This window comes from Chitinimonas arctica, from assembly GCF_007431345.1.
In the GTDB taxonomy this organism is placed as follows: domain Bacteria; phylum Pseudomonadota; class Gammaproteobacteria; order Burkholderiales; family Chitinimonadaceae; genus Chitinimonas; species Chitinimonas arctica.
In genome coordinates this window covers 1543180-1567306 of sequence record NZ_CP041730.1, presented here as the reverse complement: position 1 = coordinate 1567306, position 24127 = coordinate 1543180, and the positions used below count along the sequence as shown (strand labels likewise).

27 protein-coding genes are annotated in these 24127 nt (G+C 60.8%); 19 read left to right on the top strand and 8 right to left on the bottom strand.

Features of this window, described 5'->3' with window-relative positions:
- Window positions 1-102: 102 nt before the first annotated feature.
- On the top strand, window positions 103-480 hold the full coding sequence (locus FNU76_RS06985) for a hypothetical protein (RefSeq protein WP_144277518.1): 378 nt from the start codon (window positions 103-105) through the stop codon (window positions 478-480).
- Here FNU76_RS06985 and FNU76_RS06980 read toward each other — a convergent pair.
- Complete coding sequence (locus FNU76_RS06980) at window positions 429-1862, bottom strand: protein adenylyltransferase SelO (protein ID WP_144277517.1); 1434 nt, start codon at window positions 1860-1862, stop codon at window positions 429-431. The two genes, FNU76_RS06985 and FNU76_RS06980, sit on opposite strands and share 52 nt — an antisense overlap.
- A 155-nt stretch (window positions 1863-2017) precedes the next feature.
- Here FNU76_RS06980 and FNU76_RS06975 point away from each other — a divergent pair, with 155 nt between their 5' ends.
- From FNU76_RS06975 to mutY, 7 genes are all read left to right on the top strand, one after another.
- The gene (locus FNU76_RS06975; RefSeq protein WP_179958380.1) at window positions 2018-2740 is read left to right on the top strand and encodes a substrate-binding periplasmic protein; all 723 of its coding nucleotides are present in this window, start codon (window positions 2018-2020) and stop codon (window positions 2738-2740) included.
- A 91-nt stretch (window positions 2741-2831) separates the two neighbouring features.
- Window positions 2832-3320 carry a Cys-tRNA(Pro) deacylase gene (gene ybaK, locus FNU76_RS06970; RefSeq protein ID WP_144277515.1) on the top strand — a complete coding sequence of 163 codons (489 nt, stop codon included), beginning with the start codon at window positions 2832-2834 and terminating at the stop codon, window positions 3318-3320.
- Between the two features lie 126 nt (window positions 3321-3446).
- Window positions 3447-4562, top strand: coding sequence for a beta-ketoacyl-ACP synthase III (locus FNU76_RS06965; protein WP_144277514.1), 1116 nt, complete (start codon window positions 3447-3449; stop codon window positions 4560-4562).
- A gap of 117 nt (window positions 4563-4679) precedes the next feature.
- The gene (locus FNU76_RS06960) at window positions 4680-6272 is read left to right on the top strand and encodes an ABC transporter substrate-binding protein (protein ID WP_144277513.1); all 1593 of its coding nucleotides are present in this window, start codon (window positions 4680-4682) and stop codon (window positions 6270-6272) included.
- A gap of 98 nt (window positions 6273-6370) precedes the next feature.
- Window positions 6371-7951 (top strand): ABC transporter substrate-binding protein, encoded by a 1581-nt coding sequence (locus FNU76_RS06955; protein ID WP_223879254.1) that lies wholly within the window; start codon window positions 6371-6373, stop codon window positions 7949-7951.
- A 55-nt stretch (window positions 7952-8006) separates the two neighbouring features.
- A complete protein-coding gene (locus tag FNU76_RS06950) occupies window positions 8007-8435 on the top strand; it encodes a VOC family protein (RefSeq protein ID WP_144277511.1) in 429 nt (142 codons plus the stop codon).
- Window positions 8436-8482: 47 nt separating this feature from the next.
- Entirely contained in the window at window positions 8483-9517 is a 1035-nt protein-coding gene (gene mutY / locus FNU76_RS06945) for an A/G-specific adenine glycosylase (RefSeq protein ID WP_144277510.1), read from the top strand.
- Window positions 9518-9523: 6 nt separating this feature from the next.
- On the opposite strand, the gene FNU76_RS06940 is transcribed toward mutY, so the two are convergent.
- Window positions 9524-10258: a PEP-CTERM sorting domain-containing protein gene (locus tag FNU76_RS06940; protein ID WP_144277509.1), complete on the bottom strand. Its 735-nt coding sequence runs from the start codon at window positions 10256-10258 to the stop codon at window positions 9524-9526.
- A 281-nt stretch (window positions 10259-10539) separates the two neighbouring features.
- On the opposite strand from FNU76_RS06940, the gene FNU76_RS06935 reads away from it, so the two are divergent.
- On the top strand, window positions 10540-11106 hold the full coding sequence (locus FNU76_RS06935; protein ID WP_144277508.1) for a GNAT family N-acetyltransferase: 567 nt from the start codon (window positions 10540-10542) through the stop codon (window positions 11104-11106).
- Here the strand turns inward: FNU76_RS06935 and FNU76_RS06930 are convergent.
- From FNU76_RS06930 to FNU76_RS06920, 3 genes are all read right to left on the bottom strand, one after another.
- Window positions 11103-11654, bottom strand: a complete 552-nt coding sequence (locus tag FNU76_RS06930) for a 3'-5' exonuclease family protein (protein ID WP_144277507.1) — start codon at window positions 11652-11654, stop codon at window positions 11103-11105. The two genes, FNU76_RS06935 and FNU76_RS06930, sit on opposite strands and share 4 nt — an antisense overlap.
- A gap of 150 nt (window positions 11655-11804) precedes the next feature.
- Window positions 11805-12353: a DUF2087 domain-containing protein gene (locus tag FNU76_RS06925; protein WP_144277506.1), complete on the bottom strand. Its 549-nt coding sequence runs from the start codon at window positions 12351-12353 to the stop codon at window positions 11805-11807.
- A 282-nt stretch (window positions 12354-12635) separates the two neighbouring features.
- Window positions 12636-14024: an aminopeptidase P family protein gene (locus FNU76_RS06920; RefSeq protein WP_144277505.1), complete on the bottom strand. Its 1389-nt coding sequence runs from the start codon at window positions 14022-14024 to the stop codon at window positions 12636-12638.
- A 170-nt stretch (window positions 14025-14194) separates the two neighbouring features.
- Here FNU76_RS06920 and argJ point away from each other — a divergent pair, with 170 nt between their 5' ends.
- Genes argJ through FNU76_RS06900 form a run of 4 tightly spaced genes read left to right on the top strand, consistent with a single transcriptional unit; the run spans window position 14195 to window position 17648 of the window.
- Window positions 14195-15418, top strand: coding sequence for a bifunctional glutamate N-acetyltransferase/amino-acid acetyltransferase ArgJ (argJ, locus tag FNU76_RS06915; protein WP_144277504.1), 1224 nt, complete (start codon window positions 14195-14197; stop codon window positions 15416-15418).
- A 9-nt stretch (window positions 15419-15427) separates the two neighbouring features.
- Entirely contained in the window at window positions 15428-16303 is an 876-nt protein-coding gene (locus tag FNU76_RS06910) for an ATP-binding protein (protein ID WP_144277503.1), read from the top strand.
- Entirely contained in the window at window positions 16300-17241 is a 942-nt protein-coding gene (locus FNU76_RS06905; protein ID WP_144277502.1) for a Nudix family hydrolase, read from the top strand. Before FNU76_RS06910 ends, FNU76_RS06905 begins: the two co-directional genes overlap by 4 nt.
- On the top strand, window positions 17238-17648 hold the full coding sequence (locus FNU76_RS06900; RefSeq protein ID WP_144277501.1) for a hypothetical protein: 411 nt from the start codon (window positions 17238-17240) through the stop codon (window positions 17646-17648). The genes FNU76_RS06905 and FNU76_RS06900 overlap by 4 nt, the downstream gene beginning before the upstream one ends.
- Window position 17649: 1 nt before the next feature.
- Here FNU76_RS06900 and FNU76_RS25195 read toward each other — a convergent pair whose 3' ends face one another.
- The 3 genes from FNU76_RS25195 to FNU76_RS06885 form a co-directional block, all read right to left on the bottom strand.
- Entirely contained in the window at window positions 17650-17844 is a 195-nt protein-coding gene (locus tag FNU76_RS25195) for a type II toxin-antitoxin system HicA family toxin (protein WP_144277500.1), read from the bottom strand.
- Window positions 17845-17846: 2 nt separating this feature from the next.
- A complete protein-coding gene (locus tag FNU76_RS06890; protein ID WP_144277499.1) occupies window positions 17847-18086 on the bottom strand; it encodes a DUF1902 domain-containing protein in 240 nt (79 codons plus the stop codon).
- A gap of 229 nt (window positions 18087-18315) precedes the next feature.
- A complete protein-coding gene (locus FNU76_RS06885) occupies window positions 18316-19302 on the bottom strand; it encodes an alpha/beta fold hydrolase (protein ID WP_144277498.1) in 987 nt (328 codons plus the stop codon).
- A gap of 253 nt (window positions 19303-19555) precedes the next feature.
- On the opposite strand from FNU76_RS06885, the gene FNU76_RS06880 reads away from it, so the two are divergent.
- From FNU76_RS06880 to lipA, 6 genes are read left to right on the top strand one after another with little or no spacing between them, the layout of a single operon-like run.
- Entirely contained in the window at window positions 19556-20686 is a 1131-nt protein-coding gene (locus FNU76_RS06880; RefSeq protein ID WP_144277497.1) for a D-alanyl-D-alanine carboxypeptidase family protein, read from the top strand.
- Window positions 20674-21138, top strand: coding sequence for a GNAT family N-acetyltransferase (locus FNU76_RS06875; protein ID WP_179958379.1), 465 nt, complete (start codon window positions 20674-20676; stop codon window positions 21136-21138). Before FNU76_RS06880 ends, FNU76_RS06875 begins: the two co-directional genes overlap by 13 nt.
- A 16-nt stretch (window positions 21139-21154) precedes the next feature.
- The gene (locus FNU76_RS06870; RefSeq protein ID WP_144277495.1) at window positions 21155-22012 is read left to right on the top strand and encodes a D-amino acid aminotransferase; all 858 of its coding nucleotides are present in this window, start codon (window positions 21155-21157) and stop codon (window positions 22010-22012) included.
- Between the two features lie 2 nt (window positions 22013-22014).
- Complete coding sequence (locus FNU76_RS06865) at window positions 22015-22281, top strand: HP0495 family protein (protein WP_144277494.1); 267 nt, start codon at window positions 22015-22017, stop codon at window positions 22279-22281.
- 18 nt (window positions 22282-22299) lie between these two features.
- Window positions 22300-22971, top strand: coding sequence for a lipoyl(octanoyl) transferase LipB (lipB, locus tag FNU76_RS06860; protein WP_144277493.1), 672 nt, complete (start codon window positions 22300-22302; stop codon window positions 22969-22971).
- 50 nt (window positions 22972-23021) lie between these two features.
- Entirely contained in the window at window positions 23022-23993 is a 972-nt protein-coding gene (gene lipA / locus FNU76_RS06855) for a lipoyl synthase (RefSeq protein ID WP_144277492.1), read from the top strand.
- The last annotated feature ends 134 nt before the right edge of the window (window positions 23994-24127 follow it).

The window sequence follows — 24127 nt, the reverse complement described above, 5'->3', positions numbered from 1 at the left end:
CGAAGCGCATTCGGCTGGCTTAAATAAGCTTATATATCGACAGCGTGAAAAACTGTGGGAATATTTGAACATTTCATATGCGATATAAAAGGAGTGTGAGCGATGATCAATGGAAGCGGACCGAATTATTCTTTATTATCTCATATTTTTAATCAGGCTATCTCGGTGGGGCAGAACCCGATTGAGGGTCAGTTGGCGGCTCCAATTTCACAAGCGGTGATTGCCGCCGAACGGATCGAGGCGTCATATATCCCTTTAGGGCGCGGCAGCGGTGCCGGCCATTCGCTCAGTACAAGGGAATTTTTGAATTTTGCGAATTCTTATGTCGCGAGGGTGGAAAAAATTAATCAATATCAGGATTTGGACCCGTCAAAACGCGAAGCGCTAATAACGGGGCTTGAGGATGCCATCAATGCGAAATACAACCATCAGGATGAGCAACTTACCGATAAGCCGGCGGCCCAGTCCGGTGGTAATTGAGCATATTCGTCCGATTCCATTTGCTCGTCGAATGGCCGCGACAGTATTTCCCGTAAACGTTCCAACACGGCGTAGTCACCTTGTTGCGCCTGGCGGATCGCCTGTTCGGCCAAGTGCTGGCGCAGGATGTATTTCGGGTTGACCGCCTGCATGGCGATATGTCGCGCCTGGTCCACGCTGCCTTCGCGCAGCAGCCGGGCGCGGTAGTCGCGGGTCCAGGCGTCGAAAGCGTCGCGGTCGATCAACAGGTCGCGGATTGCCGTGTTCGCGGCACCTTCATTTGTATCGAAGGCGCTGAGCTGTCGCCAGAAAATCGTCCAATCGGTCCGGCCGGCTTGCAGCAGATCGAACAGCCGGATCAATAAGTCCCAGTCCTCCGTTTCACGGCTGGCCAAGCCCAACTTGGCGCTGAACTGCTCGGACAGTTCCGCTTCGAACAGTGGCTGGTAGCCTTTCAGCGCCGCCACCGCCGCATCGCGGTCCAGGAGGGGCAAGAGCGCTTGCGCCAGGCAATGCAGATTGAACAGGCCGATTTGCGGCTGGTTGCCATAAGCGTAGCGGCCGCTGTGATCGGAGTGATTGCAGATATGGCCGCCATCGAATCCATCCAGAAAGCCGAACGGGCCGTAATCGAGGGTCAGGCCCAGCAGCGACATATTGTCGCTGTTCATCACGCCATGGCAAAACCCCACCGCCTGCCAGCGGGCGATCAGGCTGGCGGTACGCGCGATGACTTCCTCCAGCATGGCCTGCACCGGTTCCGCAGCGGACTGGCAGCTGGGGAAGTAGCGGGAAATGGCGAAATCGCACAAGCGGCGCAGACTGGCGTGGTCGTCGCCATAAAAGAAATGTTCGAAATGGCCGAAGCGTAAAAAGCTGGGGGCGACCCGGGTTACGACCGCAGCGGTTTCTTGCGTTTCGCGCCAGACCGGTTCGGGCGAGCCGACCAGGGCCAGCGCCCGGGTGGTGGGAATACCCAGCCCATGCATGGCTTCGGAGCAGAGATACTCGCGTATCGACGAACGCAGCACGGCGCGGCCATCGGCGCGGCGTGAATAGGGTGTCGGACCGGCGCCCTTGAGCTGGACTTCCTGGCCGCCGATCTCCGCCAGCAATATTGCGCGGCCGTCGCCCAGCTGACCCGCCCAGACGCCGAACTGGTGGCCGGAATAGACGGTGGCGATCGGTGTTTGTGCGATCAGCGGCTGGTTGCCGGCAAATATTGCGGCGGCATCGTCGCCTTGTGGTACCAGGCCCAGTTCTTCGGCCAGCGCGCCATTCCAGGCCAGCATGCGCGGGGAGGCGAGCGGTGTCGGTTCGACCTCGCTGAAGAAGGCGGCCCCAAGTTGGCGATAGGCAGGGGCGATGGGGGCGGAGGACATGGCGGCTTTCGATGGAAACTGCCGCGATTCTAGTCCCGATGCGGGCGTGCCGCACGGCGTGCATGCCATCCGCGGGCTTTGGTGGAGGCGAAGCAGCGTCTAATGTTAAAGCCTCGTGGCCCGCTGGGCGACGTTACCTAGCCAAGGAGATCACCATGCAGTTACGCAGCTCCCTCCTGTTCACTACCGCCCTGGGGTTGCTGGCGGGCAGCGCCCAAGCGCTGACCTTCACCACCGAGGACTACCCTCCCTTCAATATGTTCGAGCAGAAAAAAGTGACCGGGATATCCACGGAGATTCTGCAGGAGGCGACCAAGCGGGCTGGCGTGACGATCACGATCGAGCTGTTGCCATGGGAGCGGGCGCTGAACATGGCCAAGACCCAGGCCGATGTATGTGTCTATTCGGCGGTACGGACGCCGGAGCGGGAAAAATCATTCAAATGGGTAGGCCCGCTGGTCGCCGACCAGATCAGCCTGTTTGCCCTTACCAGCAGCCCGATCAAATTGGCCAGCGTGGCCGATGCCAAGAAGTACAAAGTGGGTGCGTATAACGGCGACGCCTATGGCGATTTCGTCGAGAAGCAGGGGATCAAACTCGAACGGGTGGTAACCGATACCCAAAACCTGCCGAAACTGACATCCGGCCGCATCGACCTGTGGGTAGCAGGCGCCAATAGCGGCCCCTACAAGGCGGCACGCGAGGGCATGAAAGGCGGCATCAAACCCGTATTGGCGGTGGGCGACCCCAAGGATAGCCAAATGTATCTGGCCTGTAATCCTGGGGTGGGCGATGACGTGATCGCCAAGCTGAATGACGCGATCAAGGCGATGGACAAAGACGGTACGTCCGCCAAGTTGAGCGCCAAGTACAAGTAAAGTCGTGTGGGGCGGGCCGGCAAGACCGGCCCGCCCCACTGCAACGGCACGTATTCCGATCGTCGCCTCGCTGTCGCATATAATGCGCGCCATGAGCCAGTCCAAATCCCCCGTCACCGCTGCTATCCGCGTGCTGCGCCAGCACGGGGTGAGTTATGCCGAGCATCTTTACGACTATCTGGAAAAAGGCGGGACGGCGGAGTCGTCGCGCCAGCTTGGCGTGGACGAGCATGCGGTGATCAAGACGCTGGTGATGGAGGACGAATCCAGGCAGCCCTTGATCGTACTGATGCATGGCGATTGCGAGACCTCCACCCGCAATCTGGCCCGTCAAGCCGGCCGCCGGCATATCGAGCCGTGCACGGCCGAAACGGCGAATCGCCATACCGGCTATCTGGTCGGCGGCACTTCGCCACTGGGTACCCGCAAACCCTTGCCGGTGTTCCTGGAGAAGTCCATTCTCGATCTTGAGCGGATCTATCTCAATGGCGGCAAGCGCGGTTTTCTGGTGAGCTTGGCGCCCCAGGATTTGCTGACTATGCTGCAGCCCACGCTGGTCGAGGTCGCCAATCCGCGTTGATGCTTAGCGGGTAAGGCTTTGAGCACTATTTGAATGCAGGTTGGGGGCGTATTCCTATCTGCTATCATCGCGCCATTCTACCGCTTGCTCGAAGCGGGCTCCCAAGGTCAGATCAAGGGCTCAGCCATGTTCCAAGCCGTCATTACCGGCACCGGTCTTTACACGCCGCCGTTTACCATCAGCAATGCCGAGCTGGTGGCCAGTTTCAACGAATATGTCCGTCTGCAGAACGCCGCCAATGCCGAACGCATCGCAGCCGGCGAGCTGCAGCCGCTGACCGATAGTTCGGTCGAATTCATCGAAAAAGCGTCCGGTATCAAACAACGCCATGTGGTGGATCGTGAAGGCGTATTGGACCCCACCCGCATGTGTCCGCAGATCGCGCCGCGCGGCAATGAGCAATTGTCGGTCATGGCCGAAATGGCCGTTGCGGCGGCGCGCCAGGCACTTGAGCGTGCCGGCCGGACGGCGGCCGATATCGATGGCGTCATCTGTGCCGCCAGCAATATGCAGCGGGCCTACCCCGCCATGTCCATTGAAGTGCAGCAAGCGCTGGGCATCGACGGCTGGGCGTTCGATATGAACGTCGCCTGTTCCTCCGCCACCTTTGGTATCGAGCAGGCCGCCAATGCGGTGAAAACCGGCTCGGCCCGTGCGGTATTGATGATCAATCCGGAAATCTGTTCGGCTCACCTGGAATGGCGTGATCGCGACTGCCATTTCATTTTCGGCGATGTCTGCACCGCAGTGGTGGTGGAGCGGGCCGAACTGGCCGCGGTGGCCGGGTATGAGATTGTCGGCACCCGCCTGGCGACGGTGTTCTCCAACAATATCCGCAACAATGCCGGTTTTCTCAATCGTGCCGAAGATAGAACCGGCGACCTGCGCGACAAATTGTTCGTCCAGGAAGGCCGCAAGGTATTCAAGGAAGTCTGCCCCATGGTGGCGGACCATATCGCTTCCCACCTTGCCAGCCTGGAATTGGCGCCGGCCTTGGTGAAGCGTTTCTGGCTGCACCAAGCCAATCTCAGCATGAACCAATTGATCGCCAAGCGCTTGCTGGAGCGTGACCCCAGCCCCGAGGAAGCACCGGTGATCCTGGACCGGTATGCGAACACCTCCAGCGCCGGCTCCATCATTGCATTTCATCTACACGGCGATCTGGCCCCTGGCGAGGTGGGGGTGATTTCCAGTTTCGGCGCCGGATATTCGGTGGGAAGCGTTGTAGTAAGGAAGCAGTAGCGCAACAGCCGCCTTGTGCGGCTGTTTTCACCTGTGCAGCTGTGTTACCTTTTTGCGCCAATGCGGCACCCCCGCAGTCAGTTGTACGCAACAACTCAACCCACGAGGTGAACTACGATGAAGCGTCTTACCGTGTTGTCTTTCGCGCTTGCCACGGCTTTCGCCGCTACTGGCGCATCCGCCGCGACTACGCTGAAATATTGTTCCGAAGGCAGCCCGGCCGGTTTCGATCCTGGTCAATACCAGGCCGGCACTGATTTTGACGCCACCGCCGAAACCATCTTCAACCGTCTGGTGGAATTCGAGCGCGGCGCTACCCGCGTGATTCCCGGCCTGGCGGAAAAGTGGGAAGTCAGCCCCGATGGCCTGAGCTATACGTTTTACCTGCGCAAGGGCGTAAAGTTCCATAGCAACGAAACTTTCAAGCCCAGCCGCGACTTCAACGCCGATGATGTGGTGTTCACCTTCGAGCGCATGCTGAAGACCGACCATCCTTATCGCAAGGCCTACGCCACCGAATTCCCTTACTTCACCGATATGGGCCTGGACGGCACGCTGGCCAAGGTGGAGAAGATCGACCCACAGACCGTCAAGTTCACTCTCAAGACCGTTGATGCCGCCTTCCTGGCCGACCTGGCCATGTCGTTCGCATCGGTGCATTCGGCCGAATACGCCGATAGCCTGTTGAAGGCCGGCAAGCCGTCCCAAATCAATGTGGCTCCGATCGGCACCGGTCCGTTCGTGTTCAAGAGCTACCAGAAAGACGCGATCATCCGCTTCACCGCCAATAAGGAATACTGGCGCAAGGGTGAAGTCAAGATCGACAACCTGCTGTTTGCCATCACCACCGACAGCGCCGTGCGGGCACAAAAGCTGAAGGCCGGCGAATGTGATGTCGCCTTCCAGCCCAAGCCGGCCGATATCGCCGTGCTGAAGGCCGATCCGAAGATCAATGTGTTGAGCCAGGCTGGCTTCAATGTCGGGTATGTCGCTTACAACGTGAAGCACAAGCCGCTGGAAAACGTCGCCGTGCGCCGTGCCCTGGATATGGCCATCAACAAGAAGGCCATTATCGACGCGGTCTACCAGGGTTCCGGCCAGCCGGCCACCAACCCCATGCCGCCTACCCAATGGTCCTACAACAAGAACCTGAAGGACGCCGGCTACAATGTGGAAGCCGCCAAGGCCATGCTGGCCAAGGCCGGTTTGGCGAATGGCTTCGAGATCTCGCTGTGGGCCATGCCGGTTCAGCGCCCGTACAACCCCAACGCCAAGCTGATGGCGGAAATGATCCAGGCCGACTGGGCCAAGATCGGTGTAACGGCCAAGATCACCAGCTACGAATGGGGTGAGTACCTCAAGCGCGCCAAGGCGGGTGAGCAGGATACCGGCATGTTCGGTTGGACCGGCGACAATGGCGATCCCGACAACTGGCTGGGTACCAACTTGAGCTGCGATGCCGTCGGTGGCGGTAACTATGCGCAATGGTGCGATAAGGAATTCGACAAGCTGGTGACCGATGCCAAGCGCACCACCGATGTGAAGAAGCGCACCGAGCTGTATGGCAAGGCGCAGGAAATCTTCAAGCGGGAAATGCCTTGGACCACCATCGCCCACTCGACGGTCAATGTACCGGTGAGCAAGAAAGTGGAAGGCTTCAAGATCAGCCCGTTCGGTCTGATGTCCTTCTACGGCGTTTCCATCAAGTAAGACCTGCCGCAACGCGGAAAGGGACAGGCTAGCCTGTCCCTTTTTTGCATGAGCCCGGCCTGCCCGCAGGCCATCCGCATACGATGAGATCGATTCCCATGAAAATGACAAAAATTTCGCTCGCCGCCCTGGCCATGATGGCCATGGCCCATGCCAAGCCGCTGGTGTTCTGCTCGGAAGCCTCGCCGGAAGGTTTCGACGGCGGCATGTATACGGCTGCCGCCACCCACGATGCTTCCTCGGAAGCCATCTACAACCGACTGGTCGAATTCGAAAAGGGCGGCACCAAGGTGTTGCCTGCCCTGGCCGAGAAGTGGGAGATCAGCAAGGATGCACTGGAATACACTTTCTATCTGCGCAAGGGTGTGAAATTCCATAGCACCGAATGGTTCAAGCCTAGCCGCGAGTTCAATGCCGATGATGTGCTGTGGACCTTCCAGCGCATGATCGACGACAAGCACCCGGGCGCCAAGGCCAGCCTGCAAGGTTGGCCCTATGCCAGCGATATGGGTTTCCCTACCCTGATCAAGAAGATCGAAAAGCTGGACAATTACCGCGTCAAGTTTGTCCTGGCGCAACCGGAAGCACCGTTTCTGGCCGACCTGGGCATGGGTTTCGCCGATATCGTCTCGGCCGAGTACGCCCAGAAACTGCGCGCCGAAGGCAAGGACAGCCAGATCGGTACCCTGCCCATCGGTACCGGCCCCTACGTATTCAAGCGCTACGACAAGGGCGCGCAGATTCGCTACGACGCCAACCCGGTCTACTGGCGCGGCAAGCCTGGCAGCGACAAGCTGATCTTCGCCATTACCGAAGACGCTTCGGTCCGGCCGCAAAAGCTCAAGCGCGGCGAGTGCAATATCATGGTCTACCCCAAGCCTGCCGATATCGCGCAGATCAAGGCCGATCCGAACCTGGTGGTGGAATCGAACCGGGCATTGACCGTCGCTTATCTGGCGCTCAATACCCAGCACAAGAACATGGCCGACAAGCGCGTTCGCCAGGCACTGGGCCTGGCCTTGGACAAGAACGCCATCGTCAAGGCGGTGTACGACGGTTCCGCCGTGCCGTCCCACTTGCCGCTGCCCAGCGCCATGTGGGGTTATAACAAGTCCATTCCCGCGCCCAAGACCGATATCGAGAAGGCCAAGAAGCTGCTGAAGGAAGCGGGCTTCCCCACCGGCTTCGAGATGAGCCTGTTTGTCCGCAATGCTGGCGGCGGTACCAACCCCAATCCCAAGCTGACGGCGGAAATGATCCAGTCCGATTGGGCCAAGATCGGTGTCCGGGCCAAGATCGTGGTGATGGAATGGGTTGAACTGCAAAAACGCACCAAGGCGGGCGAACACGACGCCACCATCTATGGCTGGGCCGGCGACAACGGTGATCCCGACAACTTCCTTACCCCCAACCTGACCTGTGCGTCGGCGCAGAGCGGCGAAAATCGCTCGCGCTGGTGCAATAAGGAATTCGACAAGCTGGTCGACCAGGCCAAGCGGGTCACCGACCTGGCGCAGCGCACCAAGCTGTACGAAGCCGCCCAGAAGGTCTTTATCGACGAAATGCCCTGGGTCAGCCTGGTTGAACCGATGACTACCATCGCCCGCCAGAAAAACGTGGTGGGCTACAAGTCCAGTCCGTTTACCAATAACAACTTCGAAAACGTCAGTGTGAAATAAGTGTGATTTGAACGGCGGCCAGGTGCCGCCGTTCTTTGATGGAGGGTTCGAATCCATGCAAGCGCGCCTTAGTTTCATCACCCTTGGTGTCAGCGACCTGGAACGCTCGCGGGCTTTTTACCGCGATATCCTCGGCTGGACCCTTTCGCCCAGCAGCCAGCCTGGCGTGGCCTTCTTCCAGCTGAATGGTTTTGTATTCGCGCTTTATCCGCTGGCCGCCCTGGCCGAAGATGCCCAGGTGCCGGCCGAGCGCAGCGGTTTTGCCGGTATTGCGCTGGCGTATAACGTCCGTCAGCCGGAAGACGTCGATGCCGAACTGAATCGCCTGGCCGCCGCCGGCGTCGCGATTCCCAAGCCGGCGGCCGATGCCTTCTGGGGCGGCCGCAGCGGCTATTTCGCCGATCCGGACGGCTATCTGTGGGAGATCGCCTGGAATCCCGGCGGCCATTTGGACAGCGCCGGCAATTTCCTGCTCGACGACTAGCGCATTGCCCTGTACGGTCGCGGCTCCCCGATTCGTAGCCGCTTTCCATGTCCGATTTCGCCGATCGCCTTACCCGCTGGCAACGCCTGCATGGCCGCCATGACCTGCCTTGGCAGGTGGCCGACCCTTATCGGGTCTGGCTATCGGAAGTCATGTTGCAGCAGACCCAGGTAGGCACCGTCATCCCCTATTACCAGCGCTTCGTCACGACTTTCCCCGACGTGGCGACGCTGGCCGCCGCCCCATTGGACGAGGTGCTCGCGCACTGGGCCGGGCTGGGCTATTACAGTCGCGCCCGCAATCTGCATGCGGCGGCGCAGAAGGTGATGACTTACTTCGGCGGTGTTTTCCCCCGCAGTGCGCAACTGTTGGAGACCCTGCCCGGCATCGGCCGCTCTACCTCGGCCGCTGTTGCCGGCTTTTGCTATGGCGAGCGCGTCGCCATTCTCGACGGCAACGTCAAACGGGTACTGAGCCGCTGGGCCGGCATAGCCGGTTTTCCGGGTGAAAAGGCAGTGGAAAAGCAACTGTGGGCATTGGCCGAATCGTTGCTGCCCGTCAGTGAGACCGATATGCCCGCCTTTACCCAGGGCATGATGGACCTGGGCGCGACCCTGTGTACCCGCAGCAAGCCGCAATGCCAGCCATGCCCCTTGCGCGGCGATTGCCGCGCAAGGCTGGAAGACTGCACTGCGGAATTACCGGCGCGTAAGCCGAAAAAGAGCGTGCCCGAGCGCGAGACTTATATGCTGCTGCTGCGGCATCAGGGGCGTTGGCTATTGCAGAAGCGCCCACCCACCGGCATCTGGGGCGGCTTGTGGAGCTTGCCCGAGACTGCTGCCATCGATGCCGGTATCGCTTATTGCCAGGATAGATTGGGCTTAAGGGTCGAACTGGCCGAAGCCCTGCCGGAGCTGGTGCATACCTTCACCCATTTCCGCCTCACCATCAGTCCCCTGGTTTTGGATGTGCTGGAAATGGACGCGCGGGTAGCCGAAGACGATCACGCCTGGTTTACCCGCAGCGACGCATTGCAAGCGGGTATTCCAACGCCGGTGAGGAAGCTATTGCAGTTGGTTTGACGCTGGCTATCGTTCGCGCCGCCGCCGCGCCAGGGCCACCAAGCCCAGGCCGGCCAGTAGCATCGCCAGCTGGCTGGGTTCCGGGATCGGCGCCGGCGTGATGCCGAAGGTATAGGTAGCCAACTGCAGGTTGGCGGTGCTGCTGCCGGTACCCAGCTGATTGCTCCAGGACGACAAGGTGGTGGCCAGCCCAACCGTGTGCTGGGTGCCGGTGCCGGTATAAAAGGCATTGGAGGAGGGCAGGAAGCTGCCCGAACTGGGTGCCACGCCATCGGAATTTTGGAGGGCGTAGGAATAGCCGTAGCCCACCAGGCCACTGCTGATAAAGCTTCCGCCGCTGAAGGTGCCGCTGTGCAGGTCGTAGTAATTCTGGATCTGGCCGAAGCCGCCCTGGGCGGGCAGGGTATAGGTGCCACCTACCAAGGCCGCCAATTCGCCGGTCAGCAGATAGCCGGTCTTGGCGACAGCCACCAGGCCGGGAAAGGTGCTGTCCTGCAAGGTGCTGGAGGCGCTGCCGGTGCTATTGCGCACTCTCGCGGTGGTGCTGAAATCTTCGACATCGAAGGAAATGCTATCGCCCAGCACCGAGGCATTGCCTACCCCCCAGTAGTCCTGGTCGTAGAAGAAATCTATGGTCGTACCGCTCAGCTGCACGAAAGTGGCGGCTTGCGCCGGTCCCGCCAATATCGCGCCGATCAAGGTGGACCATGCCAGGGTGCGGTTCAGCAGTGTTGAATTCATTGTCTTCCCCCTAGTGCCAGCGCTTAGCGCACGTTGTCTCAGCACTATAGGTAGGCGGTAGGCAATATATTTCCTGGTGTTCGATTTTGGGGACGAACGGTATGGAGGGCGTCGATGCGATGGCTACACGGGCAGGTATGCGCCCCAGTTTCGATGGTGCCTTTCGATCCAGCATTGAATACTTGGCAATGTACTGACTGATTGCAGGTACTGGCTTGAAGTTTGTCGGCACAATACGCGCTCGATATCGGCATCTCAGGTGAGCGGGGCATGCCGATAACGTGCCGATAAACCGACGAGAACGTGCGCATGAAACCAGGGAGCCAGTCTTACAGCTAATCCGAACGTACCGATCACCGGAGCGAGATGCCATTACCACGGAAATCATATTAAGGCCGGCAACAAGCAAAGACGCGCCCCAAGTCGCCGAAGTGCTCCTGTTGTCGCGTAAAGCTTTTCTGCCCTATGCCTGCGGCCCTCATACCGATGCCGAGGTTTATCAATGGGTGCGCGAGATGCTCATTCCCACGGGTGGGGTCATCGTTGCATGTAGCGGTACGGCAATTGTTGGCGTGCTTGCCATCGAATGCACCGACGAGCTGAGTTGGCTCGACCAGCTCTATTTGGCGCCAAGCCATGTGGGGCAAGGTATCGGTGCGCTGTTGCTCGATCATGCACTGCAAGTGCTGCCATTACCGATTCGGCTCTATACTTTCCAGGCCAATGTACGGGCCCGCGCTTTTTACGAGCGACATGGTTTCAAGGCCATTGCCTTCACCGACGGTAGCGAAAACATGGAACAGTGCCCCGATGTTTTATATGAACTGGCTTTGCGGTCTTCGTGCTAGCCGCGGCTTTCTTTCAGCATGTTGCAAAACAGCGCCCCCTGTTCGATTGCGTCGTCTAGCGCGACGTGCGTGTGGGGAAACTTGTCGAACCAGCGCTTAGGCATATTCCGCTTGGTACTCTCCCGGTAGTCGGTCTTCAGCAAGGCCATGGCGAAGGTTTTCATATCGAGCGCCGAATGGCTGAACGGACTGTCTCCGGTGAAGCGGATCAGGTACCAATACACGAACAGGAAGTCGAAACCCGCCGGGTAGGCGACAAACACAGGTTTCCCGCCCAGCGATCGAACCCAGCTGGCGTAACGCGTCATCGCGGCATCGGGTGCTTCGAGGTTCTTCCGGCATGCAGCCCAAGCCTCGGGCTGGGTGGCCCACCACTCGGCGGTCTTCGGGTGGGGCTCGGCGCCGGGGAGTGTTTCCAGGTTGGCGCTGAAGGTGGCGACAAGCTGCTTGTCCGCCGTGTACGCCGCCGAACCAAGGCTCAACATCGAATGCGGGCCTGGGATGGGGCCATCGGTTTCAACATCGGTACTGATATAGATTTCATTCATTTTTCTTCTTCTTTCTTGTTATTCGAGTATTTCCGACCACACCAATAAAGCCGCGTTCGCCGGCCTGCTTCCGACCGGCGAACGAGCGTTTGGTTTCAACTTCTGTCCAACACGGATAGCGGCATCGTTAACAGCGGGGCAGGTCGGGCTTCATGCCTTGGCCCGTCGCATTACTTCATGCAGCAAATCCACCCATTCGGCCGGGACCGCTTGTTCGCGGCGGCGATACACACGGCCATCCACCGTACGTTCCAGCAGCTTGTAGTTCACCAGCTCCCGACGCAGCAGTACATGGTCCTCGAGTGTCTGGGCCGGTTTGATGAACTCGTTCACTTCCCGCTCGCTCATTTCCCGGCGGGCCGGAATGCGGGCCCAGATGGTCCAGAGGCAGGGCTGTTGTTCCGAGAATTTGCCTGGCCAGCGTATCAATCGCCCTTGCGCATCGAAATGGCGCAATAGGCGAGAGGGTGCCGCCGGCGTGGCGGCAGGGGCAACTTCGGTAGTCGTTTCCGTGGGCAGAGGCGTTGCTTCGGCTTCGCTGCGGAAGTGCTGGAAATTTTGATAGCCCACCGCTTGCGCCAACATATTGAGCAACTGCACATGGCCGGGCGGATGGCTCTGTTCGGACCATTGCCGGTGCAGCGAACGGGCCAGGCTGGAAATATCGGGGGCATAAAACGGAAATACGGGACGAGACATGGTCGATTCCTTGTCGTCGTGCCTATCCGGTCTTGCGAACGCGGATACGCCATTGGTCGCCCTTATGGCTTGGCACAGAGGTTTCGAGCCAAGCGGCGCGTAGCGCGCCTTACTTATTTTGCCTGGCAGGTTTAGCGTGTCTCATTGCGAGACGGCGACGCCTGGGTGAACTGCCGACCAAGCGCGAAGCTTAAACCGGTTGGGGGCGGTTTGTAAAACAGGCGGACCGCCTGCCATGCGACGACCCACCCCACCATGTCGGCATGAGGGGGCGGGAATACTTTACGCGCTGGCCAATGCTTCCACTTCGGCGATTGTCTTGGGAATCGGCTTGCCCAGGACGCGGGCACCGTCGGCGGTGATCAGTACGTCGTCTTCGATGCGGATACCGGCGAAATCGCGGCAGGCGTCGAAGGCCGCGTAATTGATCAGGTGGGCATGCCGCTGTTCGGCAGCCCAGCGATCTATCAGGGCAGGAATGAAATAGGCGCCCGGTTCCACCGTGACCACCCAGCCTTCACGCAGGGGGCGGCCCAAGCGCAGCGAGCGGCGGCCGAAGTCGGTGCTGCGGGTGATCCCGTCGCCATAGCCGACCTCGTTCTCGCCCAAGCCTTCCATATCGTGCACGTCCAGGCCGATATGATGGCCCAGGCCGTGCGGGAACAGCAGCGCGTAGGCGCCGCCATTCACCACGTCTTCGGCGCGGCCCTTGAACAGCGCCAATTCCGCCACGCCCTCGACCAGCACGCGGGCTGCCAGATCGTGTACCTCGCGGTAGGGGACGCCGGGTTTCATGGCGGCAATGGCGGCCAGTTGGCTATCCAGCACCGCCTGATAGACGATGCGCTGTTGCGGATTGAAGCGTCCGCCGACCGGGATGGTGCGGGTGATATCGCTGGCATAGTGCAAGGGGCTTTCCGCGCCGGCATCGTTGACCACCAGGTCGCCCGCCTTCAGCGTATGGGCATGTCCATGATTGTGCAGGATATGACCGTCGCGGCTGAAGATGATGGGGTAGGCCAGGGCACGGCCCTGGCTGGTGGCCAAGCCCTCCATCAGGCCGACGATTTCCTGTTCGCGCACGCCCGGCCTGGCCGAGCCCATGGCCAGCACATGCATCCGGTAGGCAATCTCCAGGGCATTTTCCATCTGGGCGATTTCGTCGCTGCTCTTGACCGCGCGCAGGTCGATCACGGCACGGGTCAGCTCGGTCGAAGCACCGGCATCGATAGCGGCCAGCGTTTGGTCCAGCCGTTCCGCCAGCCAGATGCGCTGCTCGGCTCGGTAGGGGGCCAGATAGTGGATCTGCCGGCCACTGCGAGCGGCTTCCGCCAATTGCTCGGCCAGCTGCGCATGGCTGCGGGTATCCGCGACGGCGACGGCTTCGGCCTGTTCCGCCAAGGTCGGTAGCGGGCCGGTCCAGATGATGCTGTCCAATCCACCATCGTCGCCGAATAGCGTGGCGCGGTCGGCATCGATATCGATCAGCGCGGCCAGGTTCGGCATATCCAGGCCGAAGAAGTACAGAAAGCTGGAATCCTGCCGGAAGTGATAGATATTGTCGGCATAGTTCATGGGGCTGTCGGCATTGCCGAGCAGCAATACCAGGCCGGAGCCGACTTTTTGCGCAAGCGCGGCCCGGCGCGCGGCGTAGGTGGCGGGTGCAAACATGGTGGACCTTGCTAGGGGTTGGACTGATGCCCGCCATGATACGGCAGCAGGCCCCACCGATGGCGGCCGGACGAGAGCTCGCGTGCAATGACCGTTAAAGGCGAGGGGTGTCGGCGTTACAATGCCGGACTTTCGTCCCACCTTATTTTGCTTCCAGAAGGATCGCCGCCATGCCCGTCAATCTGTCCGCCCCCGACCCCGCCTCCCTGCATGCCGTGCCTGGCCTGACCCTGGGAATCGGTTCGGCAGGGATAAAAAAGCCCGGCCGCAAGGACGTCCTGGTGATGCGCCTGGCGGACCAGGCAAAGGTGGCCGGCGTGTTTACCCGCAATCGCTTTTGCGCCGCGCCGGTCCAGTTGTGCCGCGAGCATTTGCGCCACGCCGCGCCGCGCGCCCTGGTGGTCAATACCGGCAATGCCAATGCCGGTACCGGCCTGGATGGCCGTGCCCGTGCCTTGCAGGTATGCGAGGCCTTGGCCGGGCTGCTCGATTGCGAACGTGACCAGATCCTGCCGTTCTCCACCGGGGTGATCCTGGAACCGCTGCCGGCCGACAAGATCGTCGCCGCGCTGCCCGCTGCCATCGCCGACCTGGCGCCGGCCAACTGGGCGCAGGCCGCCGAAGCGATCATGACCACCGATGTGGTGGCCAAGGCTGCCAGCAAGCAGCTGCAAATCGGCGGCGCCACGCTGACCGTGACCGGCATCGCCAAGGGCGCCGGCATGATCCATCCGAATATGGCCACCATGCTGGGTTATGTCGCCACCGACGCGGATGTGGCGCAGCCCTTGCTGCAGGCCATCGTCAAGCACGCGGCCGACCGTTCCTTCAACTGCATCACCATTGACGGCGATACTTCGACCAACGATAGCTTTATGTTGATCGCCACCGGCCAGACCGGACCGGCCATCCTGGACGCCGACAGTGCCGACTACCTCGCCTTGCGCGATGCGGTCACCGAGGTGGCGCAGACCTTGGCCCAGGCCATCGTCCGCGATGGCGAAGGCGCCACCAAGTTCATGACCGTACAGGTGGAAGGCGGGCTGGACGAGAGCGAATGCAAGGCGGTCGGCTACGCCATCGGCCGCTCGCCGCTGGTCAAGACCGCGTTCTTCGCCAGCGATCCCAATCTGGGCCGTATCCTGGCCGCGATCGGCTATGCCGGCATCGACGACCTGGATGTGGACAAGCTCGATCTCTATCTCGACGACGTGCTGGTGGCCTGCCAGGGCGGCCGCAACCCGGCTTATCGCGAAGAGGACGGCCAGCGCGTGATGAATAAGTCGGAAATCCTGATCCGGGTGTTGCTCAACCGCGGACCGGTGTCCGCCACGGTATGGACCTGCGACTTTTCCTACGACTATGTGAAGATCAACGCGGATTACCGCAGCTAGGATGCCGGCATGCATTTGATCGACCGCGCAATGGGTTTGCTGGACCGCCTGGAGGCCATCCTGCCGCCGGCGGCGAACGTCATGGACTGGTCGGCCAGCGCCTATCGCTGGCGCCGGAAGACCGTGCTGGGCAGCGCGGTCGGCTGGCTGGAGCCGGTACGCCATCCACATGGCATCCGCTTGCGCGATCTGCAGAATGTCGAAGCGCAAAAGCACGAGTTGGTGCGCAATACCAATCAGTTCGTCGCGGGCCGGCCGGCCAACAATATGCTGCTGACCGGCGCGCGCGGGACCGGCAAGTCCTCGCTGGTCAAGGCGGTACTGAACGAATACGCCGATGCCGGCCTGCGGCTGGTGGAAGTGGAGAAGGACGAGCTGGCCGACCTGGCCGATATCGTCGCGATCCTGGCGCCCCGGCCGGAGAAGTTCATCGTGTTTTGCGACGACCTCAGCTTCGAGGAAGGCGAGGGCGGCTACAAGGCGCTCAAATCCGTGCTGGATGGCTCCATCGCCGCCACCAGCAGCAATATCCTGATCTATGCCACCTCCAATCGGCGCCATCTGCTGCCCGAGTATTTCGACGAAAACAGCCAAACCCGCCATGTGGATGGCGAGATTCATCCGGCCGACGTGGTGGAGGAAAAGATCAGCCTGTCCGAACGTTTCGGCTTGTGGCTGAGCTTCTATCCTTTCAGCCAGGACGAGTACCTGGCCGCGGTACGCCATTGGCTGCTTGAATTCGGTGTCGCCGATTGGAGCGAGACCATGGCGCGCGAGGCCCTCAATTGGGCATTGGGGCGCGGCTCGCGCTCCGGCCGGGTGGCCTGGCAGTTCGCACGGGATAGGGCGGGACGCGAAGGCGAAACCATTCAAAAGCAACCATGAGCACAATCAAGATTACCCATGTCGCCGCCGGCATCCTGATCCAGCCGGATGGCCGTTTTCTATTGGGCTCGCGCCCGGCCGGCAAGCCCTATGCCGGCTGGTGGGAATTCCCCGGCGGCAAGCTGGAAGCCGGTGAAACGCCGCTGCAAGCCCTCTGCCGCGAGTTGCAAGAGGAGTTGGGCATCGAGGTGCGGGCTGCCCAGCCCTGGCTGGTGCAGGAATTCACTTATCCCCATGCCACCGTGCGGCTGTACTTCTTCAAGGTGACCGACTGGCAGGGTGAGCCGCATCCGCACGAAGGCCAGCAATTTGCCTGGCAGACCGCAGGCGCCTTGAGCGTTGAGCCGGTGCTGCCGGCCAATACCCCGATATTGCGCGGTCTGCAGTTGCCTGCCACGCTGGCTTTTTCCAATGTGGCCGAAATGGGCGAGGCAGCCTGGCTGGAAAGTCTGGCCACCCAGCTACGCGAGGGCATGCGTTGGCTGGTACTGCGCGAGCCGCAGCTGGATGAGCGGGACTATGCCGCACTCGCCGGCAAGGCTTTGGCGCTGGTACGCGCGAGCGGTGGAAATTTGCTGCTGCATGGCAGGCCGGAGCTGCTGCGGGAGCTTGAAGCCGATGGTGTTCATCTGCCCGCCCGCGAGCTGCTGAAGGCCGAAGCGCGCCCCGAGGGCTGGTGTGGCGCCTCCGTCCACAACGCAGCCGAACTGGCGCAGGCGGCCAGGCTTGGGCTGGATTATGCCGTTCTGGGCAGTGTCAAGCCCTCGCTCAGCCACCCTGGTGGCCCGGTCTTGGGTTGGGCGGGTTTCCAGGCTTTGGTGGAGCAGGGCTGGCCGTTCCCGGTTTACGGCGTAGGCGGGCTGACCAGCGCCGATCTGGACGATGCCCGCCTGGCCGGCGCACAAGGCGTGGTGATGCTGCGCGCGGCCTGGCAATGAAATCCTGGTGGCGCCCCGGCTTGGCCGTGCTGGTCTTGGCTGCGCTGCTGGCGCTGGGCTGGGCCTTGCGGCCGGCATCGCCGGCCAGCCGCCTGAAACTATATTGTGACGACCTCGGCAGAGGTTGCCCCTTGGGACCCGGCGCCAGTCTGCGCACCAGTGCCGAGCCGTCCGCCTTGAAGCCCTTCCGCCTGCAAGTGAGCGGCATCGCCGATCAAACGCTGACGGCGCGCTTCGGCATGTCCGGGATGGACATGGGACCGATTGCCTTCCCGCTGGCGAGACAGGCGGATGGCACATTGGCGGCACAGGTGATCCTGCCGTTTTGCGTGCAAGGACGGCGTGATTGGCGTTTATGGCTGGATGGCGAAGCGGGGCGAGTGGAAGTGCTGTTTACGACGAGTTGATCTAGAAGTGTTTAGGCAGGCCCGCTTGCTTAAGGACCGCGTTGGCGGTATGGCGCGACTTGATGTCGGAATCGACCACGAAATTGCGGTCATTTGTCGGGGAATACCAGATCTGGTGATCGCCCTTGCCGGAACGAACAAAGCAACAACCGGCTGCGCGGAGCAAAGCAATCAAATCTGGTGTGTATCCCGGCATGACTAGGCAGCGCGGCGCATACCACGCGCGTGTCGATGTACGACTAGTTCGAAAGGAGCGGTATCGGTAACCGCGCAACCATTGAGTTCAAGCAACTCGGGAATCATAAGGTCGAGCTTTTGCAGCAATGTATCGACCGATGGCGCTTCCGTCGCCAGTCCAGGCACATCATCCGAAGTGGCAACCCATACGGCGGCGACTTCGTCCCACTCTGCGAGTATGTGATAGGTGGCGGTACGCATGATTGTCATTATGCCGAATTGAGGCGTGTTTGGCGTACCACGGGGAAACATATTTCGCGGCATCCTTGATGCTGTCGGCAGCAACATTGCCACCAAGCTACTGGAGCAAGGAACTCTCGCACCCACGCTTGTTCAAGCAGGAGTGGACCCTTGGGACCCGCCGCCAGTCTGCGCACCAGTGCCGTGCCGTCCGACTTGAAGCCGTTCCGCCTGCAGGTGAAAGTGCAGTTTACGGCGAGTTGATATTGCGCTTGCCCAGCCATTGTTCGCCCAGGGCAATCAGTTCATTGTTGAACTCTGGCTGCAAGGAGAAATGCCCCCAGTCAATTTCGGCATAGGCTTTTTGACCTGACAGGCGGCGGTAACAATCCAGCGTCAATTGTGGCTTGATCATTTTGTCGCGCTTCTGGTTGATAACCAGTACCGGTACCTGGCTATTTTCTTCCAGCGGTATCGCAAAAGCAGTATCCAGCATACTGGCTAAGTAGCGTGCCGTGACGGTGCGCAGCGTCAGCGGGTCGGCTCGCCATTTGGCATAAAAATCCATTGCCAGGTCGCGTTCATCCATCATGTTTTCAAAACGCGCGAGTGGACGGTAGGGCAGGCGCATACCTGGTGTCAGTTTTGCGAGCAGGCCAATGATGGTTCTGCAGACTTTGGGCAGGCCGGGAATTTTTGCCAAGATCGCAAAGCGGGTAAATGCCAGGCCAGTAACCGGGTCGCCGAAGTCAAACAGGTTCAGGCAGACTGCGGCAACCGGCGGCTTTCCCTGAGTCGCCATTGCAGCTGCCGCGGCATAAGTCAGGCCACCGCCTATGCTGCCACCGCACAGATATAGTAAACCATTGAATTCTTGCCTGGCCCAGGCTGCTACATCGACGATGTTTTGGACCGCCTCGGCCACCGTGAAGTCCCCCATCTCGCCGCCAGAACGGCCCTGGCCTTTCTGGTCAGGCACGATGACCGTATAGCCCTGTTCATAAAAAGCCAGCGCCAGGCCAACAAACAAACCGCCATAGCCACCGCCTCCGTGATTCAGTATCAGCACAGGGGCAGTTTTGTCCCGCTGCCGATACAGGTCTATATGCAACTCCACCTCTGCGGATTGCAGGTGGCGGGTTTGCACCACGGACAGCACGCGTGCCAGCAAGGCAGGGTTGTGGTAGCAGTGCCAGTAAGTTTGGTTTGAGCGGGCTTGATTGAGCATCATTATCATTAAGTGGGCTGATAAACCCTCTTTTCCGGCCTCGAGGCTGGCCAGCGTTAGCGAGGGGTGGGGGAGGGTGTCAAGCGGTCAGCAACGGCGTTGCAAGCAAGCTAGCGCGACCAGGAACTCTCACGCCCGTACAGGTTCAAGCTGAAGTGGACCAATTCGATCCATGCTCAGCGCAAATGGCTATCACGGCCCTGCAGGTCATTTCATTTATAATCGGCGCTTCCCGCGCTACCTTGCTCCAGTAAAGCCCCTGATGAAAAAATCCCTGATTGCCCTCGTTACGGCCTTGTCGCTGGCGGCCCATGCCACGGCCCTGCCGGCTCCGGCCGCGCCCGATTTGTCGGCGCGCGCCTACCTGCTGGTTGATTACCATAGCGGCGCCACCCTGGCCGCCAAGCAGCCCGACAATCGCATCGAACCCGCGTCGCTGACCAAGCTGATGACCGCCTACCTGACCTTCAAGGCGATCCAGGATGGCCGTATCCAGCCCACCCAGCAGTTGACCGTGTCCCAGAAGGGCTGGAAGACCGAGGGTTCGCGCATGTTCCTCGATCCGAAAAAACCGGCCACGGTGGATGAACTGATCCGCGGCATGATCGTGCAGAGCGGCAACGATGCCTGTATCACGCTGGCGGAAGCCATCGCCGGCAGCGAGGAAACCTTCGCCGGCATGATGAACCAGCAGGCCGCCAAGCTGGGCATGAAGAACAGCCACTTCATGAACTCGACCGGCCTGCCCGATGCGCAGCATTACACCACCGCCCGTGACTTGGCCATATTGGCCAGTGCGGTCATTCGCGATTTTCCGCAGTACTACCCCATCTATTCGATGAAGGAGTACCGCTACAACAATATCACCCAGCCCAATCGCAACCAGCTGTTGTACCGCGATCCCAATGTGGATGGCATGAAGACCGGCCATACCGAAAGCGCCGGCTACTGCCTGATCTCCAGCAAGCATCAACAGGATCGCCGCGTCGTCAGCGTGGTGCTGGGAACGGATTCCGACAACACCCGTGCTTCCGAAAGCGCGCGCCTGCTGGGCTTTGGCCTGCAGTTCTTCGATACGCCCAAACTGTTCAGCGCCCGCCAGGCGGTCAGCCAGGTGCGTGTCTACAAGGGCGCCAGCGAGCAGGTGGCGGTCGGTTTCGATCGCGATCAATTCGCTACCCTGGCCAAGGGCGCCGGCAGCCGGGTGCAAAAGCAGATCCTGCTGCAGCCCAAACTGGTGGCGCCAATCGCCGCCGGCCAGGTACTGGGCAGCATCAAGCTGACCGTGGATGGCCAGCCGCTGGCCGAATTGCCCTTGAAGGCGCTGGCGGCGGTGCCGCAGGCCGGTTTCTTCGGCCGTACGGTCGATGGCGTCAAGTTGTGGTTGAACTAGCGGGCAGCGCCACCGTACGCCCTGCCGAGCCGGCCGATGCGGCCGTCCTGGCAGCGCTGGCGGGCGAGCTGGGTTATGCCAGGACGCAGGCGGAGCTGGAGGGGTCGTTGGCACGGTTGCTGCCGCGCGACGACCATATCGTCCTGGTGGCGCAGCTTGAGGGCGAGGTGTGCGGCTGGTTGCATGCCGCCGAGCGTGACACGCTGGAGTCAGGCTGCAAGCTGGAGATACTGGGACTGGTGGTGGCGAGTGCCAGCCGTGGTCACGGGCTGGGCGCGCGGCTTATGGCGGCCGCCGAAAACTGGGGCGGCGGCCGGGGGCTGGAAATCGCGCAATTGCGCAGCAATATTGTTCGTACCGATGCCCACCGTTTCTATGCCGGCCTCGGCTACCAAGTCAGCAAGACCTCGCTGACGCTGCAAAAAACCCTGCCGGCCTTGCCGGGCAGCTAGCCAGGAGGAATGCCCCATGCTCTATCTGAACGGCAGTTTCATGCCCGCTGCCCAGGCCACCATCTCGGCGCTCGACCGTGGCTGTCTGTTCGGTGATGGCGTATACGAGGTTATTCCGGTCTATTCGCGCCATCCGTTCCGGTTGGAAGAGCATATCGCCCGTTTGGCGGCCAGCCTGGCCAGTATCGGCCTGGCCAACCCCTACGCGCCGGAGCATTGGCAGTCCTTGGTGCGGCAAGCGATCGCACTGCAGGATTATGAGGACCAGTCGGTCTATCTGCATGTCACCCGCGGCGGCAACGGCGAGCGAGACTTCCCCTTCCCGGACGATGTCGCGCCGACGGTGCTGATCAATCCCAGTCGCCTGGTCATGCCCAGTGCCGAGCAGAAGGCACGGGGCGTCAGTGCCATCAGCCATGCCGATTTCCGCTGGCTGCGCTGCGATATCAAATCACTCAATCTGCTGCCCACCGTGCTATTGCGCGAAGCAGCCAGACAGGCGGACTGCGCCGAATGCGTGATGTTCCGCGACGGCATGCTTAGCGAAGGTGCGGCAAGCAATATCTTCGTGGTACGGCAAGGTGTGATTGCCTGCCCGCCCAAGAATCACCTGATCCTGCCCGGCATTACCTACGACCTGGTGATCGAGCTGGCGCGGACGCATGGCCTGGCATTGGAAATCCGGCCCATCAGCGAAGCGGAAGTACGTAGTGCCGACGAGCTCTGGATGACCAGCTCCACCAAGGAGGTGCTGGCCATCGTCAAGCTGGATGGCCAGCCGGTCGGCAGTGGTGCGGTCGGCCCGCTGGCACGGCGCATGGATGGTTTGTACCAGGATTTCAAGCATCAAGTGATGCGCCAAGGAAAGGAATAAACATGACCGAGCAGAAGCCCCTGCTGGAATTCCCCTGCCGTTTCCCCATCAAGGTGATGGGGAAGCAGGATGAGACGTTTTCGCAAACGATTTTCGATCTGGTGCACGTCCATGCGGCCGATATCGGCGCGTCCGACATCGAAATGCGGGCCAGTTCCGGCGGCAACTATGTTTCGTTGACGGTGACCGTCAATGCGGTCTCGCAAGCGCAATTGGATGATATCTACCGCGCGCTTACCAGCCACCCCATGGTCAAGTACGTTTTATAGAGCTAGCACGCAGAAGCCATGGAATTGATCGTCAAGCAACTCGGCCTGGTCGAGTACGAACCCACCTGGCGCGCCATGCAGGCGCTGACCAACACCCGCGATGCCGACAGCGTGGATGAACTGTGGCTGCTCGAGCATCCGCCGGTTTTTACCCAGGGCCAAGCCGGCAAGCCGGAACATGTGTTGCAACAAGGCGATATTCCCCTGGTCCCCATCGACCGTGGTGGCCAAGTGACCTACCATGGCCCCGGCCAATTGGTGGCTTATCTGATGGTGGACCTGGGCCGCCGCAAGCTGGGTGTGCGCGAATTCGTGCGCCGCATCGAGCAAAGCCTGATCGAGCTGCTGGCCGAACTGGGTGTGACGGCATATGGCAAGGTGGATGCGCCGGGGGTGTATGTCGCCCTGCCGCACGGTGAAGCCAAGATCGCCAGCCTGGGTCTACGCATCAAACAGGGCCGTAGTTACCATGGCCTGGCGCTGAACGTCGCCATGGACCTGGGACCGTTCGGCTGGATCAATCCCTGCGGCTATGCGGGTTTGGCGGTGACGCAGTTGCGCGATCTTGGCGTAACGGAAACCCCGGCCTCGCTTGCGCCGCGTTTGGCCGCTAAAATCAACGCCTTGCTCGCGCTGGAAGGCACCGCTTCGGTAGCCGACTATGCCTTGAGCGCCGGACCCGCTGCGTAATATGCGCCTATAGCAGGCCCTACCAGATCGTTATCCAGAAAGAGTTACGCATGTCCTCGCCCGTCGTCACCACTCCGCCCGCCAAAGCCGAACAAGGCGTCAAGCTCAAGGGCGAAGCCAAGACCGCCCGTATCCCGATCAAGATCGTGCCGCTGGACAAGCCGCTGGAAAAGCCCGACTGGATCCGCGTCAAGGCGCCTAGCGGTACCCGTTTCTACGAGATCAAGAACATCCTGCGCGAGCAGAAATTGCATACGGTGTGCGAAGAGGCCAGCTGTCCCAATATCGGGGAGTGCTTCGGCAAGGGCACGGCCACCTTTATGATCATGGGCGACATCTGCACCCGTCGCTGCCCGTTTTGCGACGTGGGCCATGGCCGCCCCAATCCGCTCGACCAGAACGAACCGCGCCACCTGGCGGAAACCATCGCCGCCCTGCGGCTGAAGTACGTGGTGATCACCTCGGTGGATAGAGACGATTTGCGCGACGGCGGTGCACAGCACTTCGCCGATTGCATCCAGCTGAGCCGCGAACTGTCGCCCCAGACCCAGATCGAAGTGCTGGTGCCGGACTTCCGTGGTCGCCTGGATGTCGCCATCGATATCCTCAGCCATACCGCGCCGGATGTGATGAACCACAATCTGGAAACCGCGCCCCGCCTGTACAAGCAGGCACGCCCCGGTTCCGATTACCTGCATTCGCTCAAGCTGCTGAAAGACTACAAGGCGCGCAACCCGAATGTGGCCACCAAGAGCGGCATCATGGTCGGCCTGGGCGAGACCGACGATGAGATTCTCGAAGTGATGCGCGATATGCGCGCGCACGATATCGATATGATCACCATCGGCCAGTACCTGGCGCCATCGAATAGCCATTTGCCGGTGTTGCGCTATGTCACCCCGGAGCGCTTCAAGTTCTTCGAGGCAGAAGCCTACCGGATGGGCTTCAAGCATGCCGCCGTGGGTGCGATGGTGCGGTCCAGTTACCATGCGGATCAGCAGGCGCACGAAGCAGGGGTGTAGGGAGACGTCCGACGCTTAAATCGTGAGCTTGACCCTGCAAGGGGCATCTCTCCCAATCGGGCGTTTCCCGAGAGTGGCCTTATTTATTCGGCGCGTTGAATGGTTCGGGACGGTATTAGGCAACTACATTGTCC